Annotated in this window: 1 protein-coding gene (running past one end of the window); it reads left to right on the top strand. The window is 74.6% G+C overall.

Annotated elements, in window-relative coordinates; all coding sequences use genetic code 11:
* Positions 1-224, top strand: part of the annotated coding region (locus K789_RS22615; RefSeq protein ID WP_035739406.1) for an ATP-binding cassette domain-containing protein (this coding region is incomplete at its 3' end). 66 nt of the annotated region lie to the left of the window's left edge; 224 of its 290 annotated nt are in view.

Genomic DNA, 224 nt, shown 5'->3' with positions numbered 1-224 from the left:
CCCGCCGTCAGCGGCCTGGACCTGGACATCCAGCCGGGGGAACGCGTGCTGCTGCTGGGGCCTTCGGGCGCTGGCAAATCCACGCTGCTCCACGCCCTGGCCGGGGTGCTCGGCGACAGCTCCTCCGGCGACGGTGAACATGCCGCCGACCGGGGCGCTGAGCGTGCTCCGGCGGACGCCGAGGACTCGGACGAGACCGGCAGCCTGCTGATCGACGGGGCCCC

This window comes from Arthrobacter sp. TB 26, from assembly GCF_000427315.1.
In the GTDB taxonomy this organism is placed as follows: Bacteria; Actinomycetota; Actinomycetes; order Actinomycetales; family Micrococcaceae; genus Arthrobacter.
Note: the sequence above shows the minus strand (reverse complement) of the source record. Positions and strands in the feature narration are given on the sequence as shown.